The sequence below is a fragment of the Serratia plymuthica genome, assembly GCF_018336935.1.
Lineage (GTDB): Bacteria > Pseudomonadota > Gammaproteobacteria > Enterobacterales > Enterobacteriaceae > Serratia > Serratia plymuthica_B.
Genome location: NZ_CP068771.1, coordinates 2,488,264 through 2,501,484 on the forward strand (window position 1 = coordinate 2,488,264; position 13,221 = coordinate 2,501,484).

11 protein-coding genes and 1 pseudogene are annotated in these 13,221 nt (G+C 57.4%); 3 read left to right on the plus strand and 9 right to left on the minus strand.

What is annotated here, in order from left to right; genetic code table 11:
- Nucleotides 1–174 precede the first annotated feature (174 nt).
- Complete coding sequence (locus JK621_RS11515) at nt 175–627, plus strand: acyltransferase (RefSeq protein WP_212559912.1); 453 nt, start codon at nt 175–177, stop codon at nt 625–627.
- A gap of 131 nt (nt 628–758) precedes the next feature.
- Here the strand turns inward: JK621_RS11515 and JK621_RS11520 are convergent.
- The 7 genes and pseudogenes from JK621_RS11520 to JK621_RS11550 all read right to left on the minus strand — a co-directional run.
- Nucleotides 759–1,025 (minus strand): annotated as a pseudogene (locus tag JK621_RS11520) (monooxygenase); the annotation flags it as partial.
- 112 nt (nt 1,026–1,137) lie between these two features.
- Nucleotides 1,138–2,811 carry a glycoside hydrolase family 13 protein gene (locus JK621_RS11525; RefSeq protein ID WP_212559913.1) on the minus strand — a complete coding sequence of 558 codons (1,674 nt, stop codon included), beginning with the start codon at nt 2,809–2,811 and terminating at the stop codon, nt 1,138–1,140.
- Nucleotides 2,812–2,827: 16 nt separating this feature from the next.
- The gene (locus JK621_RS11530) at nt 2,828–3,943 is read right to left on the minus strand and encodes an ABC transporter ATP-binding protein (protein WP_212559914.1); all 1,116 of its coding nucleotides are present in this window, start codon (nt 3,941–3,943) and stop codon (nt 2,828–2,830) included.
- Between the two features lie 61 nt (nt 3,944–4,004).
- Nucleotides 4,005–5,366, minus strand: a complete 1,362-nt coding sequence (locus JK621_RS11535) for an alpha-glucosidase (protein ID WP_212559915.1) — start codon at nt 5,364–5,366, stop codon at nt 4,005–4,007.
- A gap of 32 nt (nt 5,367–5,398) precedes the next feature.
- Nucleotides 5,399–6,244 (minus strand): carbohydrate ABC transporter permease, encoded by an 846-nt coding sequence (locus tag JK621_RS11540; protein ID WP_212559916.1) that lies wholly within the window; start codon nt 6,242–6,244, stop codon nt 5,399–5,401.
- Nucleotides 6,241–7,233: a carbohydrate ABC transporter permease gene (locus JK621_RS11545; protein WP_212559917.1), complete on the minus strand. Its 993-nt coding sequence runs from the start codon at nt 7,231–7,233 to the stop codon at nt 6,241–6,243. The genes JK621_RS11540 and JK621_RS11545 overlap by 4 nt, the downstream gene beginning before the upstream one ends.
- A 43-nt stretch (nt 7,234–7,276) precedes the next feature.
- The gene (locus tag JK621_RS11550; RefSeq protein ID WP_212559918.1) at nt 7,277–8,542 is read right to left on the minus strand and encodes an ABC transporter substrate-binding protein; all 1,266 of its coding nucleotides are present in this window, start codon (nt 8,540–8,542) and stop codon (nt 7,277–7,279) included.
- 246 nt (nt 8,543–8,788) lie between these two features.
- Here JK621_RS11550 and JK621_RS11555 point away from each other — a divergent pair, with 246 nt between their 5' ends.
- Nucleotides 8,789–9,724 (plus strand): LysR family transcriptional regulator, encoded by a 936-nt coding sequence (locus tag JK621_RS11555; protein WP_212559919.1) that lies wholly within the window; start codon nt 8,789–8,791, stop codon nt 9,722–9,724.
- Here JK621_RS11555 and JK621_RS11560 read toward each other — a convergent pair whose 3' ends face one another.
- On the minus strand, nt 9,725–9,994 hold the full coding sequence (locus JK621_RS11560; protein WP_212559920.1) for a PTS transporter subunit EIIB: 270 nt from the start codon (nt 9,992–9,994) through the stop codon (nt 9,725–9,727).
- Between the two features lie 346 nt (nt 9,995–10,340).
- Here JK621_RS11560 and JK621_RS11565 point away from each other — a divergent pair, with 346 nt between their 5' ends.
- The gene (locus JK621_RS11565; RefSeq protein WP_212559921.1) at nt 10,341–10,514 is read left to right on the plus strand and encodes a hypothetical protein; all 174 of its coding nucleotides are present in this window, start codon (nt 10,341–10,343) and stop codon (nt 10,512–10,514) included.
- Nucleotides 10,515–10,570: 56 nt separating this feature from the next.
- On the opposite strand, the gene JK621_RS11570 is transcribed toward JK621_RS11565, so the two are convergent.
- Complete coding sequence (locus JK621_RS11570) at nt 10,571–12,994, minus strand: DUF3772 domain-containing protein (RefSeq protein WP_212559922.1); 2,424 nt, start codon at nt 12,992–12,994, stop codon at nt 10,571–10,573.
- Nucleotides 12,995–13,221 lie beyond the last annotated feature (227 nt).

A 13,221-nucleotide genomic window follows, 5' to 3' on the forward strand; every position in this document is an offset into this window, starting at 1 on the left:
CGTTCCCCGCAGGCTGGCGCTCTCATGGATTATTATCTCGGCATCGACATAGGTACTTCGAAGATCACAGGTCTATCGGATACAGGCTCTGCATAAAATCGGAGTCTGAGAAAAATAATTTTTACATCCAACAATTCCGGTTTATATTAATTAGACCTTATTTTGGATATGCCTATGAAATTGATAGAAAGTGAAGTTCGCGACGTAATTTCAGGAAAAAACGTCACCATCATCAGACCTGCCAATGTTTATGGGTGTGAGCTCAGGGATGATGTATTCATTGGCCCTTTCGTTGAGATTCAAAAAGGGTGTGTAATTGGAAGTGGAAGCCGAATCCAATCACACACATTTATTTGTGAAAACGTAACATTAGGTCAGAACTGCTTTATTGGTCATAACGTAACATTCGCAAACGATCTGTTTCGTTCAGGAGCTCCGGACCCGCTGCCGAATAACTGGATCACCATTACCCTTGGAGATTCGGTCACTGTGGGCAGCGGGGCCACTATTCTATCACCATTTATATGCAGTGGTTCCGTCATTGGTGCAGGTTCCGTCGTGGTTAAACAGATCGAGATAAAAGGAATTTATGCAGGGAACCCAGCAAGACTGATTCGACCATTATGAAAAGAAAAAGGGCCTATTATGGCCCTTTTTATCAGAGGTATGTTTGCGAATATGGCAGGTGTGCGGAAATGGACTCCTGAGGTTCTATACCTACTGCAACCTTATATTCAGCGTCAGTGATATCACCTTTTCTAAGCAATGTAGTCAGGCATAATTTTATCGAGATAAGAGATGAATTCTGAATAACTCATGCGGTTCAATATCCACCTACCAAAATAGGAATGCATCATATCATTCGGGCCTATCCGGAACTGTCTTGGCAGGTAGAAGCCCATTTTTTTCACCGAAATACTCACTGTGTTTGCATAGGGCACAAGGTCTGAAACAATATCAGCTCCACTGACACTACCATCTATGATGAGAATATTATTTCCTTTAAATTTCTCCGGCTTGTGGTATTTCCTTGAATACCGGTTATGGTTAGTTAAAAAGCGGGATTATTCCGTACGACGAAAATGCGGCCGGTGCGGCTCTCCATTGACACAACGGCCCCGGCCGCACAGCGAGTCTCTATGCCTGATAAATCCGCGTCTCGTAAGGGCGTAGCCGCTGCGGCTCTCCGTTCTGCGGGTAATTGCCCAACCGCAGTTGCCAACCGTCCAGCGTCAGATGTTGGGGATCAACCTGCTGCGGTTCGCCGCTCAGGTTGCACAGCACCAGCAGTTGCCGGTCATCCAGGGTGCGGGTATAGGCGTAAATATGCCGATGTTCGGCCAGCAGCAATCGATAGCGGCCATACAGCAGCGCCGGGGTTTGTTTGCGCAGCCGGATCAGCGCACGGTAGAAATTCAGCACCGAGTCCGGCTCTCCACTTTGGCGCGCCACGTTGATATCGCGGTAGTTGGCGTTAAGCGCAAACCAGGGCGTTGCGGCGCTAAAGCCGCCGTTAGGCCCGTCGTTCCATGGCATCGGCGTGCGTGAGTTATCACGCGAACTGCGGCGCAGAATCGCCAGGATCCGATCCTCATCCATTCCCTGTCGGCGCAGCTCGGCGGCGCGATTTTTGGTGGCGACGTCGTTAAAGTCATCCAGGCCGGCAAAATGGGTGTTGGTCATGCCCAGTTCCTGCCCCTGATAAATAAACGGCGTTCCCTGCATCAGAAAATACAGCGCGGCAATGGCGGTGGCGCTTTCGCGTTGGTAGCGCCCGTCGTCCCCCCATTTCGACACCACGCGCGGAATATCGTGGTTCTCGACGTACAGCGCGTTCCAGCCCTTGCCCTCCAGCAATGTCTGCCAGCGGGTGAAAATGTTTTTCAGGCCGAGCAAATCCAGCCCGGCATCCGGCGCCTGCTGATTGGCGGTTTCCCACAGCTTGACGTGCTCGAACTGGAAAATCATGTTCAAGCGGCCATGCCGCTCTCCCACCCACTCCTCCCCCTGTTCCGCCGAGGCGCCGTTCATTTCCCCCACCGTCATGATGTCGTAGCGGTTAAACACCTGTTCGCACATCTCATCGACATAATCCAGCAGCCCATCGTAGTTGAGATGCCGTTCGAACGACGGCACGTAACGCAGCCCGTGCGGGTTCGGCATGTCGGTCAGTCCCGGCTGTTTTTTCATATGGCAGATGGCGTCGATACGGAAACCGTCGATGCCCTTATCCAGCCACCAACGCATCATGTCGTACAGCGCTGCGCGTACCTGCGGGTTCTCCCAGTTCAGATCCGGCTGGCGCTCGGAGAACAGATGCAGAAAGTATTGTTCGCTGCCAGGATGGTACTTCCAGGCAGAGCCGTTGAAAATGCTCTCCCAGTTATTGGGTTCCGCGCCGTTTTTGCCGTCGCGCCAGATATACCAGTCGCGCCTGGCGCTGGATTTGGATGAACGGGATTCAATAAACCACGGATGTTCGTCCGACGTGTGGTTCACCACCAGATCGAGTATCAGCCGCATGCCGCGCGCATGCGCCTCCGCCAGCAGGCGATCAAAGTCCGCCATAGTGCCGAACTCGGTCATAATCGCCTGATAGTCGCTGATATCGTAGCCATTGTCGTCGTTCGGCGAGCGATACATCGGGCAGATCCACAGAGCGTCTACGCCCAGCCACTGCAAATAGTCCAGCCGCGCGGTAATGCCGTTCAGATCGCCAATGCCGTCACCGTTGGAATCCATAAAGCTGCGCGGGTAGATTTGATAAACCACCGCCTCTTTCCACCATCGCGCCGTTTGCGCACCGCTCATGTCATGCTTCCTTATGTTAATGCGCCTGTTCCGACGCCAAAATGCGAGGGAACGCGCGCCCCTGGCGGTCAAACAGGTAACAACACTCTACCGGCAGGCGCACGCCGACGGTTTCACCGGCCTGAATGGTCGAGCGTTCGGGATTGCGCAGCACCCAGGGTTCCGCCGCGTTGCCGTTATCCAGATAGAGGTAGGTTTCGTTGCCCATATGCTCGACGAACATCACCTCGCCCTGAAACTCGCACTGCGCCTGTTCGCCGCCGCGAATATGCTCTGGACGTATGCCGACGTTAACACTCTGGCCTTCCGCCGCCACCGGCGTGGCGATCGGCAACACCAGCGCTTTGCCGTTGTCCAGTTCCACCACGCTCTGCCGCTCACCGGCCCGCCGCAGGATGGCCGGGATCAGGTTCATTTTCGGCGAGCCGATAAACTGGGCGACAAATTCGTTGGCCGGCCGATCGTAAAGCTCCAGCGGCGTTCCCACCTGCTCGACATGCCCTTTGTTGAGCACCACGATGCGGTCGGCCAGCGTCATGGCTTCGACCTGATCGTGAGTCACGTAAATAATGGTCGAACCCAGCCGTTTATGCAGCGAGGCCACTTCCATGCGCATTTGTACGCGCAGCGATGCGTCGAGGTTGGACAAAGGCTCATCGAACAAAAACAGCTTAGGTTCGCGCACGATGGCGCGGCCAATCGCCACCCGCTGGCGTTGCCCGCCGGACAAATCCTTCGGACGCCGCTCCAGCAAGGGTTCAAGCTGCAAAATGCGGGCGCTTTCGCGCACCCGGCGGTCGATCTCCTCCACCGAATGGCCGGCCAGTTCCAGCGCAAACGCCATGTTTTTGTAGACGCTCATGTGCGGATAGAGCGCGTAAGATTGGAACACCATGCCGATACCGCGCTCGGCCGGCGTATCGTCATTGACGTAGTTGCCATCGATATACATGCCGCCGCTGCTGATCTCCTCCAGCCCGGCGATCATGCGCAGCAACGTCGATTTGCCGCAGCCGGAAGGCCCGACGATCACCACGAACTCCCCGCTGTTGATCTGCAGATCCAGCGACTTGATCACCTCTGCGTTAGCGCCATAGCGTTTTTGCAGTTTTTCCAGCGTTAATTGCGCCATATTCCTCCCGAACCCCAGGTAGTTGCATTCAACGGGGCGCAAACGCGCCCCGCCATCCGGCTTATTTCAGGTAATCGAGCCACGGCCCCTGGCGTGAGATCATCACGTCCACCAGCTCCGGTATCGCGCGGCACTTATCGTTGACCGAATCGACCAGCAGCGCCTGGATAACCAGGTCGCGCGAGCCTTCAATCACTGCGTCGGCGGTCAGATCGTGAATCGCAATCTGGTTGCTCAACAGGCCGCCGATGCCCGCAGGCATGTCGACCTTGATGCCGTGTACGCCCTTGCGGTCGATAATCGCCGGGACTTCGACGGCAATAAACGCCGGCAGCTGCTTGATAAAACCCTGGTTCGGAATGTTGACCGCAGACTCTTCATAACCGGAATCGGTGAGGATCCCTTCCATGATCGGCACCACGCGTTCTTTCAGCTTCAGTTCGATTTTTGGCTGCACATGCCCCAGATAGTTGCGGTAGAAGGTGTAGAAATCGAGGATGCCGCGGTGATCGCTGACTTCGCTGGCCCAGCGGATGTACTCGCCAAAGTGGCTGTCGCCGGTGATCGGCAAATGGTGAAACTTCTCCAGGATCTCTTTGAACAGCGTGCGGTCCGCCCACGGATAGGCGCTGTCTTTACCGCCCAGCGCATCGCGTTCGGTGCTGCCTTCCGTCTCCACCAGTTTGCCGTGATTGCGGGTGTAAGCCAGAATGTCGCTGTAGCCCGGCAGGCGGGAGAAATAGTCCGGCGCCTTGGCGCGTACGTCGGCGTAAGCGTCTTTGCCGCTGTCTTTATAGCTGGCCTCCAGCAACACGCTGAAGTGGTTCAGCCCGGCTGCGCGCAGGCTGAGGTTGTCGAAGGAGGTGCCGAGCATTTCCGGCAGATAACGCTCAAGTGAGGCGATTTCATGGCACATGCCGACAAAATTGAGCTGCGGGAAACGGCGATGCACGGTGGTGCAAATGCGGCTCATCGGGTTCGAGTAGTTGAATACCCAGGCGTTCGGGCAAATCTCCGCCACGTCGGCGCAGATGTCGAGGATCGGTGGAATGATGCGCAGCGAGTGGAACAGCCCGCCGGGGCCACCGTTTTCGCCATACACCTGCTGAATGCCGTACTGCTGCGGGATCTGCCAGTCGAGATCCCAGAGTGCAAAGCGGTCGCCCACTTCAATGGAGATAATCACGAACTCCGCTCCGCTCAACGCGGTTTTGCGGTCGGTGGTGGCGCTGACGATAAACGGCAGATCTTCCGCAGCCAGGAAGTCACGGGCGGTTTTCTCGGTCACGGCCAGCGAGGCCGGGTTGATGTCATGCAGCACAATTTCACTGCCGTACAGCGTCTTGCTCTGGAAGATATCGCCCAGGGTGCCGTAGCCGAATTGCGCGCTGCCTGCGCCCACTAAAACGATTTTTGTAGCCATTGCATTTCTCCTGCTTCAGGGTTAATCGAAAATCAGCCTTTTACTGCGCCGTTGGTTAATCCGCTGACGATGCGGCGCTGGAAAATCAGAACCAGCACGATGATCGGCAGTGTGACGATGACCGAGGCCGCCATGATGGTGCCCCAGGGGAGTTCGAACTGAGAAGCGCCCTGCAGCATGCCGATCGCCACCGGCACGGTGCGCTTGCCGCTGGAGATGACAAAGGTCAGGGCGAACATGAATTCATTCCAGGCGCCGATAAACGCCAGCAGCCCGGTGGTCACCAACGACGGCCCCATGATGGGCGCGAAGATGCGGGTAATGATGGTCCAGGTGTTGGCGCCGTCGACGATCGCCGCCTCTTCCAGCTCCACCGGGATCGCCTTCATAAAGGTGGTCAGCACCCAGACGGTAAACGGCAGCGAAAAGGTGGTGTAGGAGAGCACCAACGCGCCCAGCGAATCGTACAGCCCCATAAAACGCACCAGTTCGAACATGCCGGACAGCACCGCCACCTGGGGGAACATCGAGACGCACAAAATGGTGAACAGCAGATATTTGCGGCCGCGAAAACTGATGCGCGCCAGCGCGAAGGCGGCGGTAATCGACACCAGCAGGCAGATGCCCACCGTCAGCGTTGCCACGACGATCGAGTTCAACAAGCTGCGGGCGATGCCGTTATCCACCAACGCCGTCAGGTAGTTGCCCCACTGCGGCACCCCCGGCAGGTAAGCGACCTGGAACAGGCTGCCCCCCGAACGCAGCGAGGTGATCAGCGCGTAGTAAAAGGGAAACAAACAGATGACGCTGGCCAGCGCGGCACCGGCGAAAATCAGCGCCTTATGGCCGTACTTTTGCTGTTGGCGAGTCAGTTTCATGCGCGTTTCTCCTTGTCGTTCAGGCGGCCCAGCGTGAGGAAACAGGCGGCGATACCGGCCACCATCATGAACACCAGCACCGAAGCGGCCGAGCCGGAGCCCATTTCCTGATAGCTGACCATGCGGTCGCGGGCATAGCCGGACACCGAGATGGTGGCTTCACTGTTGGAGGTCAACACATAGATCAGGTCGAATACCCGCAGCGCATCCATCACCCGGAAAATCAACGCGACGATCATCGCCGGCATGATCAATGGCAACGTGATGCGCCGGAACCGCTGCCAGGCGTTTGCCCCGTCCACCCGTGCGGCTTCGTACAGATCGCCCGGGATAAGCTGCAACGCGGCCAGCAGCATCAGCGCCATAAACGGCGTGGTTTTCCAGACGTCCGCAATCACCACCGCCCACATCGACAGCCCCGGCTCGGCGACCCAGGCCAGCGGCGCGGCGATAACCCCCGACTTGAGCAGCAGATCGTTCACCACGCCGTACTGATCGTGGAACATCCAGCCCCACATCTTGGCGGAGACGATGGTTGGAATCGCCCAGGGCACCAAAATGGCGGTGCGCACCAGCCCCTGGCCGCGAAATTTCTGGTTCATCAGCAGCGCCAGCAGCATGCCGAACACCAGCTCCAGCGATACCGACAGCAGGCTGAAACGCAGCGTATTGCCCACCGCCTGCCACCACTGCGGATCCGCCAGTACGCCGTACGCGTGTTCGCCCCCGGTCAGATCCAGATAGTTGGCGAAGCCGACAAAGCGGTATTCATCCGGCGCATCCAGCATGGCGTCGGTAAAGCTGTAAAACAGGGTTCGCAGCAGCGGCCAGCCGGCAACCGCCGCCAGCAGCAACATTGCCGGCGCCACCAACAGCCAGGCGATGCGGCTGCGGCGCTGGCGGTGATTAAGCTTGCTGCGTCTGACCGGCTTCACTGCCGCCGGAGCGGGCGTGGCCGTCAGGGTTAAGCTGTGTGTATCGCGTTTCATGCATCAGACTCCGGGCCGTTAATGGGGGGAAATTGCACTGCCTTCAACGCCATCCTCTGGCTTTAATCCGCTCCAGCCGCTGCTGTAAATCCGCCACCTCCGTGACACCGTCACTGTCACCGCGCAATACATTGAAAGTGGCGTTGTAAATGGCTTTCGAGACCTGCGCATACTGCCTTTTGGTCTGCGACGCCGGGCGCGGCATCGCCTGCGAGAAGATGCCCTTGAAGTCCGCCAGATACGGCGCCTGCGCCAACACCTTGGGATCCTCATACAGCGCGGTGCGCGACGGCGCCCAGCCCATCAGCGCCAGCGCCCTTTTCTGCGATTCGGCGTCGCTGACGATTTTCAGCAGCGCTATCGCCGCCGTGGGGTTTTTGGTGTAGGCGCTGATCGCCCACTGCCAGCCCCCCAGCGCGCTGACCGAGTTGCCGTCCGCGCCCTTTGGCAGCGGCAGCACGCCGACCTTACCTTTGATTACGCTGCTGCTGTCCTGCGCCAGCACGTAGGCGTAAGGCCAGTTGCGCATAAACAGTGCGTCGCCGTTCTGGAATACCGCGCGGGACTCTTCCTCCATGTAACCCAGCACGCCCTTCGGCGAAATAGTGCCGATCCAGCTGGCGGCCCTGTTCAACGCCTGCGCCGCCTGCGGGTTATTGATGGTGATGTTGCCGTTGGCGTCGATAAATCCCCCGCCGTTCTGCGAGGCCACCCATTCCAGCGCGTTGCAGGTCAGCCCTTCGTAGGACTTGCCCTGGAACACCAGCCCCCAGAAATTCTTATGGCCCGCCTGGCGTTCGCCCTGCTGAATGCGGGTGGCGATGCGCGTCAGTTCATCCCAGGTGACCGGCGGCTGTTCGCCGTACTTTTCCAACAGATCTTTGCGGTAATAGAGCGCGCCGGTGTCCAGATAAGCCGGAACCGCCTTGACCCGGCCATTGACCACGTTGTTCTGCCAGGCGGCGGGGAAAAAATCCTGCCGGATATCGCTCACGCTGTCGGTCAGATCCAACAGGTGCTTGTTCAGCACGCCGATCCACACGGTATCGGCCTGAAACAAATCAATGGCGCTGGAATCTTTGGCGGCAAACAACTGCTGAAACAGCGACAGCTTTTCGTCGGAGGCGCGGGGAAGATCGATAAACTCCAGGGTATGGCCGGTCTGAGCCTCAAAGCGCTGCTTAATCTCATTGCAGAACTGACGGCCCTCTTTGCTGGGCGCGCATTCCATCCGCAAGGTATCGGCCAGCGCCTGGCCGGACATCAGCGCCAGTGCGGCGGCGACCATACTCGGTATCAATTTTCTCATTGCGTCCTCTCTGGTGGCGGCTGGGAATACCGGCATATCCCCGTGATACTTGAAGCTGCATGTGTTGGCTGCACCCGCGCCCCCCAGTCACTTAGTGACTAAGCTCCTGGGGATTTACGGCCTTGCCGCCTTGATGCAACGCCAATTATTTTGGGTATGGCAGCAAAACTATCGGACGCGGGTCATTGGCGGAAATCGTTTTTTGCCGCTACGATATAGAAACTTTCTATACCACTAGCGGAAAACATGATCGTGGACAAAATTCTGCGGCAGTTTATCGAAGTTGCGATGTTCAAAAATGTGAGTCATGCAGCAAACAAGCTGTGCCTGAGCCAGCCGACGCTGACCCACAACATGAAGAAACTGGAAGAGAATCTGGGGGTGCCACTGCTGGAGCGCACGTCTACCGGGGTTAACACCACCGAATACGGCGATCTGCTGCTGGAACAGGCGCAGATGATGCAGCGCATTTATGACAACACGCTGATCAAGCTGGCGTTTATCAAGGCGCGCCAGGAGCAGAGCCTGCGCATGGGCACTGGCCACGCCTGGTGGTATATGTTCGTGCGCGACAGCTTTAATGCCTACCGCAACCTGCACCCCACGGTGAATATTCATATCGATCTGGGTAACCACCTGCGCCTGATGGATCTGCTGCTGGGCGGGGATATCGATATGTTTATCGGTCATGAAATTCAGGGGTTGAACCCCAAGGCCGGCATCAGCTTTTTGCCGCTGTTCGCCACCACCGACAGCATGTTCGTCCGCCGCGGGCATCCGCTGGCGGGCCGGCAGGTTGGGCCGGACGAATTACTGGATTACCCCTGCGTGGAACTGACGCCGGACGAAAGCCGCTATCAACATATGGTGGAAGACATGCAGCCGAAGAGGCTCGCGCGTAACCGGCTGCATCTGGCGGAACGGGTGATTTGCTCGACTAACTCGATGATGTCGGCGGTGGACATGATCAACGATTCTGATGCGGTGATGCTGGCTTATCCCACCTGCATGGCGGGTTATTTCGCCGACTACGGCATTGTGCCGCTGAAAACGACGCAGGAAAGCCTGCGTTGCACGGTAGGCATTTACCTGATGCGCGAAAAGGCGGATGCGCCCCATGTGGTGCAGATGCAGGCGTTGATGCGTCAGCATCTGGAGCAGATCCGCCCTCTGTTGCTGTAGTTATTTCTCGCCGGTCACTGCGATCAACGCCTGATACAAGGGCCGGGCGTTGCCTGGCCCCACCACCAGTTGAAACTCGGGGGTGTGGCGCGACGTTTCCACCTCCAGCAACGCCTTAACCCCATCCAGAGCCTCAATCCCCGACCGATCCAACCGGCTGCCATCGCGCAGTTCCGCCCTGATGCGGCTGGCGCAGTATCGCAATTTGATCAGATTGTCCGCCCCGCCGAATGCCGCCAACACCGATGCCGCCAGCTTTTGCTTTTCCATTATGCCTCCTGAGAGAGTTTGCCACATGCCGCTGCAGCATAGGCCCGGTCGCCGGGCAAAGTGAAATTGATTTCGGCCGGGAGGATATAGAGTGAATCTATGGCGAACAAAAAAACGGCAATCATTGATATCCCTGCGCCACCGGCGGCGCTATGGTAGACCCTGAGTTCACAGAATAACCAGGGACCGCAGATGAACCGATTAATCTGGGCTATCGTTATATCATTACTGATCGTCTGCATGCTGCTCTACATCATGACCGGCGCCAAGGTCTGAAGCCCGACGCGACGTTCGGCAAGGGTATCCGCGGTAATGCACGGCAGTGAGATTGCTCGAGGAGAGTGAAATGAAAGCGATAATCCCTGCGATGTTGATTTTTGTCCTTTCCGGCTGTATTGGCAGAGGTGGCCCGCAGGACGTGCCGCCACCGCCGGTACATAATGATCCGCAGACCTGCAATAACTCATCCGCCAGCGCCAACAGCGACTGTTCGCAATCGGTAGTGCCGCCGATGCACTGATCGGCGGACTGGCGGGCCACCGAGAAACGCGCCGGCCCGCCACCCTCCGGCAAAGGTTAAGAAGACTGTTCTTCTTCGTTGGCCAGATTCTTCGCCTGCTGCTTCATAAACACCACTTCCTGCGGGCTGGACATATTGACCCGTTGCGCGCGCAGCAGTTTAAGAATATTAAACAGCAATTCGCTTTTGGTGGCGCCGACCATGCGCGGGCTGGCAACGTAGCCGGTCACGCTGAGGATGATGCCTTCCGGGCCGAGCTGGCTGAAACGGACATAAGGCGCCGGCGTTTCCTGAATGGCGTCATACTCCTGATAGGCGCTGAGCAGGATATTGCGCACCTGCTCAGGATCGATATCCGTCGGGAAGGTCAACGCGATGGTCACCACGCCCTGGGCGTTGCCCATGGTGGCGTTACGTACGTTCTGCGAGATCAGTTGCGAGTTGGGCACGATCATCGTCGAACGGTCGCTGAGTTGGATTTCGGTGGCGCGGATGTTAATCCGGCGCACGTCACCCTCTACGCCGCCGATACCGATCATATCGCCGACTTTCACCGGCCGTTCCGTCAGCAGGATCATGCCGGAAATAAAGTTCTTCACGATCTCTTGCAAACCAAAACCGATACCGACCGACAACGCACTGACAATCCACGCCAGGTTACTCCACTGGATGCCCAGCGCCGCCAGGGTAATCAGGATCAGCAGCACATAACCCACGTTGCTGAACAGCGTGACCAAGGATGCGCGGATACCGATATCCGAAATGGTTTTCGGCAACAGTTCATGGCTCAGCCAACGCTGGGTCACCCGCATGATATAGATGCCGATGGCCAGGCATATTACCGCGTTGATCAGGTTGCCGGGCACGATGTGCAGGCTCTTCAGCCCTTCGCCACTCAGAATGGCGATAATCTTGTCCAACAGCGAATTAGGCGTGGTGGTGCCGAAGGTGCCGTTAAACAGTGCGACAATCATCAGTAACAGCAAAGAACATTTGGCGATGGCGGTGAAGATTATCGCCAGCTGCTCCAAATGACGGTCCTTGAAGTTCAATGACTTCTTGAGCATTTTGCCGCTGGCGGTTTGCGGCGAGAAAATCGCGCCGCACAGATCGACGGCAAACAGCAGCAGGAAATAGAACGCCATTAGCACCAGGGCGATCCAGATCACCTGATAGGTCAGGAAACGGGCGAAAGCGATATAACCGATCAGCAGCGAGAACAGGATCACCAGCGAGCCAACCAACGTGCCCATGTGCAGCAACCCGCTGATGGTGGAACGTTTCTCGACGTGTTCACCCTGTTGCTCCAGCTTGCGGCGGATGCGTTGGGCGTGCAGCGGCATCGCCAGCAGCACCATGCCGATCAATCCGGCCACCAGGCCATTGCCGAAAATGGTCGCGGCCAGGCTGGCGCTCACCACGTTATTGATTTGTTCAATGGTACCGAATGCCAGCGCCAACCCAGCCAGCAACGGCGAGAAGAAACGCAGGCCGGAGGCGACGGCGTCGTCCAGCGAGGCCAAACGCCATGACGGGCGGTTAAGCGAAAGCGTCGCACGGCCCAGTCCGGCGATCAGCGCGCAGAAGATCCCCAGCCGATTAAACCCCTCGGCGAAATCCTCCAGCATGGGCGGCAGCGGCTGCACGCGGGTAAAGGTGAGATACACCAGATTCAACGCGATGCTGGTGGTGATGACCGTGACGCTGACGGTCACCATCGCCATAAAGCTGCGGCGCAAACGCCCGTCCGGCAGATAACGAATGCTCACCCAGGCCAGGAAACGTTCGGAGAAATAACGCCCCCATGACCAGATAACGACCGCCAATAGCAGCAGGCCAAGGGTGCCGTAGCGCCATTCCTCCTGCCAACTGGCATCCCACGCCTCTTTCATGGCGACATTGAACTGATCCAGCCGCTGTGCGTCATCGTCCGTAGGTTGCACGATCGGCGACCAGAATTTGCCCCCCAATACGCTGCCGGTATTTAGCGCCAGCTGGGTTTTGAACGCCACCCGGCGCATATCACCGATTTGCTGCCCCAGATCCAGCACACCGGCTTTCATCTCTTGCGCGCGTTTTACCGCATCATCCAGCTGCTTTTTGCTGTTATTCAACGCGTTGCGCTGTTGTACCACGGCTGCGGTTTCAGGCATCGAACCGGCGGCGGGTTGCGGGCCCAGGACGTCCAGCTGCCCCTGCAGCTTTTCCTGCGCCGGTTGCAGGTCGGTTGCCAGTTTTTCCAGCCCCGCGGCCAGCTCGTCGGTGGTCTGCCTCAGCTTAATGAGCTGGGTGTCGTTGCTGGCCTTGGAGACCTGCTGTTTGATGCTATCCAACTGTTTTTGGTAATTTTTCAACGCGGTGGCGGCATCCGGCGCGCTGATGGCAACAGGGTCATCCTGAGCGGCAACGCTGGTCAGCGGCGCCAACTGCAACCCAAACAGCAGGAACAGGAAAAGAATGATCTGACGGGGTTTTAACATAAATTCAGTGCTCGGCAATGGCATGATAGACAGACGAAACAAACGGGCCGGTATTGATTATTTACCGGCCCGCTTGGTTAAGCATAAACTGGGATTATAATAGCTGCTTAATCTCAGCTTAAATATCAGTATTATTCCCATTCAGCACGATTATTTATGCTGCTGCGTCACCGCGCACAACGCCACCTGAAATCTGGCCGCTTTGGGTCGTTAGCCCACTGATAACC

Bases quoted from the DNA above. Each gene is read 5' to 3' on its own strand.
- JK621_RS11515 (WP_212559912.1), top strand. From the start codon at position 175: ATGAAATTGATAGAAAGTGAAGTTCGCGACGTAATTTCAGGAAAAAAC.
- JK621_RS11525 (WP_212559913.1), bottom strand. From the start codon at position 2,811: ATGAGCGGTGCGCAAACGGCGCGATGGTGGAAAGAGGCGGTGGTTTAT.
- JK621_RS11530 (WP_212559914.1), bottom strand. From the start codon at position 3,943: ATGGCGCAATTAACGCTGGAAAAACTGCAAAAACGCTATGGCGCTAAC.
- JK621_RS11535 (WP_212559915.1), bottom strand. From the start codon at position 5,366: ATGGCTACAAAAATCGTTTTAGTGGGCGCAGGCAGCGCGCAATTCGGC.
- JK621_RS11540 (WP_212559916.1), bottom strand. From the start codon at position 6,244: ATGAAACTGACTCGCCAACAGCAAAAGTACGGCCATAAGGCGCTGATT.
- JK621_RS11545 (WP_212559917.1), bottom strand. From the start codon at position 7,233: ATGAAACGCGATACACACAGCTTAACCCTGACGGCCACGCCCGCTCCG.
- JK621_RS11550 (WP_212559918.1), bottom strand. From the start codon at position 8,542: ATGAGAAAATTGATACCGAGTATGGTCGCCGCCGCACTGGCGCTGATG.
- JK621_RS11555 (WP_212559919.1), top strand. From the start codon at position 8,789: ATGATCGTGGACAAAATTCTGCGGCAGTTTATCGAAGTTGCGATGTTC.
- JK621_RS11560 (WP_212559920.1), bottom strand. From the start codon at position 9,994: ATGGAAAAGCAAAAGCTGGCGGCATCGGTGTTGGCGGCATTCGGCGGG.
- JK621_RS11565 (WP_212559921.1), top strand. From the start codon at position 10,341: ATGAAAGCGATAATCCCTGCGATGTTGATTTTTGTCCTTTCCGGCTGT.
- JK621_RS11570 (WP_212559922.1), bottom strand. From the start codon at position 12,994: ATGTTAAAACCCCGTCAGATCATTCTTTTCCTGTTCCTGCTGTTTGGG.